This window comes from Deinococcus pimensis DSM 21231 (assembly GCF_000519345.1).
Taxonomy (GTDB): Bacteria; Deinococcota; Deinococci; order Deinococcales; family Deinococcaceae; genus Deinococcus_A; species Deinococcus_A pimensis.
The window spans coordinates 19,283-22,840 of the sequence record NZ_KI912655.1 but is presented as its reverse complement, the minus strand read 5'-3'; the positions used below and the strand labels follow the sequence as shown (position 1 = coordinate 22,840).

6 protein-coding genes are annotated in these 3,558 nt (G+C 72.6%); 5 read left to right on the top strand and 1 reads right to left on the bottom strand.

The genetic code is table 11. From position 1 onward, the window contains the following. A partial coding sequence (locus DEIPI_RS0115900) for an MFS transporter (protein WP_027482429.1) occupies positions 1 to 570 on the top strand: 570 nt, incomplete at its 5' end. A 236-nt stretch (positions 571 to 806) separates the two neighbouring features. Here DEIPI_RS0115900 and DEIPI_RS0115895 read toward each other — a convergent pair. Continuing rightward, positions 807 to 1,169, bottom strand: coding sequence for a cupin domain-containing protein (locus DEIPI_RS0115895; protein WP_027482428.1), 363 nt, complete (start codon positions 1,167 to 1,169; stop codon positions 807 to 809). 280 nt (positions 1,170 to 1,449) lie between these two features. Here DEIPI_RS0115895 and DEIPI_RS31695 point away from each other — a divergent pair, with 280 nt between their 5' ends. The 4 genes from DEIPI_RS31695 to sufU are packed head-to-tail and all read left to right on the top strand — an operon-like array spanning position 1,450 to position 3,452. After that, complete coding sequence (locus tag DEIPI_RS31695; RefSeq protein ID WP_045234485.1) at positions 1,450 to 1,746, top strand: hypothetical protein; 297 nt, start codon at positions 1,450 to 1,452, stop codon at positions 1,744 to 1,746. A gap of 57 nt (positions 1,747 to 1,803) precedes the next feature. Next, positions 1,804 to 2,430 (top strand): DUF305 domain-containing protein, encoded by a 627-nt coding sequence (locus tag DEIPI_RS0115885; protein WP_027482427.1) that lies wholly within the window; start codon positions 1,804 to 1,806, stop codon positions 2,428 to 2,430. Between the two features lie 18 nt (positions 2,431 to 2,448). Further along, positions 2,449 to 3,018 (top strand): GNAT family N-acetyltransferase, encoded by a 570-nt coding sequence (locus DEIPI_RS0115880; protein WP_027482426.1) that lies wholly within the window; start codon positions 2,449 to 2,451, stop codon positions 3,016 to 3,018. Continuing rightward, positions 3,015 to 3,452, top strand: coding sequence for a Fe-S cluster assembly sulfur transfer protein SufU (sufU, locus tag DEIPI_RS0115875; protein ID WP_027482425.1), 438 nt, complete (start codon positions 3,015 to 3,017; stop codon positions 3,450 to 3,452). Before DEIPI_RS0115880 ends, sufU begins: the two co-directional genes overlap by 4 nt. The last annotated feature ends 106 nt before the right edge of the window (positions 3,453 to 3,558 follow it).

The following is a 3,558-nucleotide window of genomic DNA, read 5'->3' as shown; positions in this document are numbered from 1 at the left end:
CCCGGCGGCGCGGCCCGCGCGCCCGCCCTGCCGCTCGCGCTGTTCGGGCTGCTGTTCGTCCTGTACGTCGGCGTGGAGGCCGGGGTGGGCTCGTGGATGACCACGCACCTCACGGACCTCGGTGTGACCGGGGCCGCCGCGTGGACGAGCGCCTTCTGGCTGACCGTCACGGTGGGCCGCGTGCTCGCCGCGCCCGTTGCGCAGCGCGTGCCGCTCCCCACGCTCGTCACGGCCTGCGCGGTCCTCGCCTGCGGCGCGCTGCTCCTCGCGGGCACCGCCCTGGGGCCGTGGGCGTACCTCCTCGCGGGCGTCGGCATCGCCCCGATCTTCGCGACGTCCCTCGGCTGGTTCGGGCAGCACCTGCCCACCCGGCTCGCGCCCATCGTGCTCGCCTGCGGCGGCCTCGGCGGGACGCTCTTCCCGGCGCTGCTCGGCCTGCTCGCCGCGCGGCTCGGCACGGACGCCCTGCCGGTCGGGTTCGCCGTGACCGCCGCGCTCGTCGCGCTCGTCGCGCTCGTGCTGCGCGCGGTCCTCGCGCGCGCGCCGCGCGCCGTGAGCACGGGTGCTTAACCCGGCCTAGAGCACCTCCGCCGGGTGGCCTGCTTTGTGACCCTTTTTCGGATTCGCCCCCCCGGGGTTGCTACCGTGGACTTACCACGGAAGGGAGGTGATCCAGCTGTTGAATGAAATGGTTGGTGGAGGTGTCCGCCGAGGGTAGTACCTCGAGGACTTGAGTACCCCTCAAATCCAGGCGGGTACCGGGAACGCGGCCGAGCACTGCTCGGCCGCGTCCCTTTCACGTCGTCTCAGCGGCGCAGGTACGCGTCGCTGCCCGACAGCCAGTCCTCGCGGGGCGGGCTGAAGATGTCGATGCCCGTGAAGTCCTCCAGGATCTCCGCCTCGTGCGGCACGCCCCCCGGGATGACCAGCACCTCGCCCGGCCCGAGCGTCAGCTCGCGCTCCCCGTCCGCGCCGAGCCGGAAACGGATGCGGCCGGTCGTCACGAGCGACACCTGCTCGTTGTGGTGCTCGTGACGCGGCACGACGCAACCCACCTTGAGCTCCAGCCGCGCCACCATCACGTCCTTGCCCGTGACGAGCTGACGGGCGAAGAACTCGTTGACCTGCTCCTTCGGGACGTCATCCCAGCGGTAGTTTTTCGGGTCCATGGGAGATTCTACCAATATAGAACAGAGACGCGCCGACGCTCCTGGCCCGGACGCCCGGACCGCTCCGGGCGGCGAAGACCCGAACCTGGACGGCCACTTCATCCCTTCGGAGACGCGCCGACGCTCCTGGCCCGGACGCCCGGACCGCTCCGCCCTCCCTCTCATCCCGCGTGAGGAACTCTTTCCAGTCCTTGAGCTTCCATTCGGAGCGCGTTGACCCCACCGCCATGTCGTGCCCGCGCGTGCGGTCTTCACGTGACGCGGCGGCCATGCTGGACGCATGATCGCCTTCCTGCCCAACATGTTCGTGCGCGTGGAGCAGCTCGACGGGCCGCGCGCGCCGATTCCGAAGCCGCTGGAGAGCGGCTTCACCGCCGGGCGGCTGTACCGCGTGCTGGCGCTGTACAACCCCTCGGAGACGTCGGACGCGTACTTCGTGCTCGCGAACGACCGTGACGAGATGTGGTTCATCTGCCAGCGGCACCTGCGCTTCGCGGGGCTGTTCGACACGGACGCGCATCACCTCGACACGCCGCCCGAGCGTGGCCGGGCGCGGGAGGCGCACGCGGCGGACTGACCGCCCGCGCGACCTTTGTCCCTGCGCCCGGCGCGCCGGGCACGGTATTCTCGGCGCATGCCGCTCCGCGTCCGCTGGTTGCTCGCGTTGATCGTCCTCGCCGTCGTCGCGGGAGGGGCGCTGCTGCTCGCGCCGCGCGCGTCGTCCGTGAGCGCCGACTCGCCGGGGGCGCGCTTCGCGTACGAGATGACGCAGCACCACCTGCAGGCCATCGACATGGCGGTGCGCCTGCACGACCGCACGCGCGACGAGCGCCTGAAGTCCCTCACGCTGGACATCATCCTCTCGCAGCAGGATCAGGTGGGGCAGATGCGCGGCTGGCTCTCCACCTGGGGCCTGCCGTGGAGCGGGCAGGGCATGACCGAGGAGCACGCGCGCACGATGGGCATGGCGTCCGCCGCGGACGTGCGGGCGCTCTCCACGCTGCCCGTCGCGGACGCGGAGCGCTCCTTCCTCACGCTGATGATCCGTCACCATCAGGGCGCGCTCGTCATGACGAAGGACTTCCTGGGCGAACGCCTGCCCGCGCCCGCCGGGGAGCTCGCCCGGCAGATCCAGGCGGCCCAGGGCGCGGAGATCACCCTCATGCGCGGCATGCTCGCCGCGCGCGGCGGTCGGGAGGCCCCGGCGCCCTCGGGGGACGCGCACGACGACATGAGCGGCATGCCCGGCATGAAGCACTGACGCCCGTACAATGACCACGTGAGCGTCCCCGCCTTCGAGGTCCTGCGCACCCCCCGGCTGGTCCTGCGCCGCCTGCGCGAGGAAGACGCGCCCGTCCTCGCCGCGTACCGCAGCGACCCCGACGTGGCGCGCTTCCAGGGCTGGGGCCCCACCTTCTCCGAGGACCGGGCGCGCGCCCTGGTGCACGCGATGCGCGCGCGGCAGCCTGGTGAGGACGGCTGGTTTCAGTTCGCCGTCGCGCACGGGGGCACGGACGAACTGCTCGGGGACGTGGGCCTGCGCACCTTCGAGGTGCGGCACGCGGAGATCGGCTTCACGCTCGCGCGGACCGCGCAGGGACGCGGGTACGCGGCCGAGGCGGTGCGGGCCGTGCTGGCGTACGCCTTCGGTCCACTCGGCGTGCACCGCGTCGTGGCGGGCGTGGACCCGCGCAACGAACGCTCTTCGGTCCTGCTCTCCCGACTGGGCTTCCGGCACGAGGGCCGCTTCGTCGAGAGCTGGCCCGAGGGGGACGGGTGGCTCGACGAGGACCGCCACGCGCTGCTCGCCCGTGAGTTCTCCGCGCGCGCGACGTACGATGGGGCATGAGCCTCGAAGACCTGTACCGCGAGGTGATCACGTCCCACCAGAAGCACCCCCGCCATCACGGCGAGCTGGAGGGCGCCCCGAGCGCGCGGCGAGACAACGCGTCATGCGGCGATCACGTGCGCGTGTGGGTGCGGCTCGACGGGGACCGCCTCGCGGACGTCACGTTCACGGGCAGGGGTTGCGCGATCAGTCAGGCGAGCGCGTCCATGATGACGGCCGCGCTGCGTGGCCTCGACCTGGAGGGCGCGCGGAGCGTCACGGCGCGCTTCCGCGCGATGGTGATGGGGGAGGCCCCGCCCGACCCGGAGGTGCTCGGGGACCTCGTGGCGCTCTCGGGCGTCTCGAAGCTGCACGCGCGCCGAAAGTGCGCCCTGCTGGCGTGGCAGACGCTGGAGGACGCCCTGGCCTCCTCGGGGGTCAGCGCATCCGGATGAGGTCCGCGAGCGCGCGCAGGCTCGCGAGGTCGTTCGCGCCCGCGAACACCGCGAGGTGCGGCAGGGCCGCCTGCATGCCGCGCGCCGTCGGCTCGTAGCCGGGCGT

Bases quoted from the DNA above. Each gene is read 5' to 3' on its own strand.
- DEIPI_RS0115895 (WP_027482428.1), bottom strand. From the start codon at position 1,169: ATGGACCCGAAAAACTACCGCTGGGATGACGTCCCGAAGGAGCAGGTC.
- DEIPI_RS31695 (WP_045234485.1), top strand. From the start codon at position 1,450: ATGATCGCCTTCCTGCCCAACATGTTCGTGCGCGTGGAGCAGCTCGAC.
- DEIPI_RS0115885 (WP_027482427.1), top strand. From the start codon at position 1,804: ATGCCGCTCCGCGTCCGCTGGTTGCTCGCGTTGATCGTCCTCGCCGTC.
- sufU (WP_027482425.1), top strand. From the start codon at position 3,015: ATGAGCCTCGAAGACCTGTACCGCGAGGTGATCACGTCCCACCAGAAG.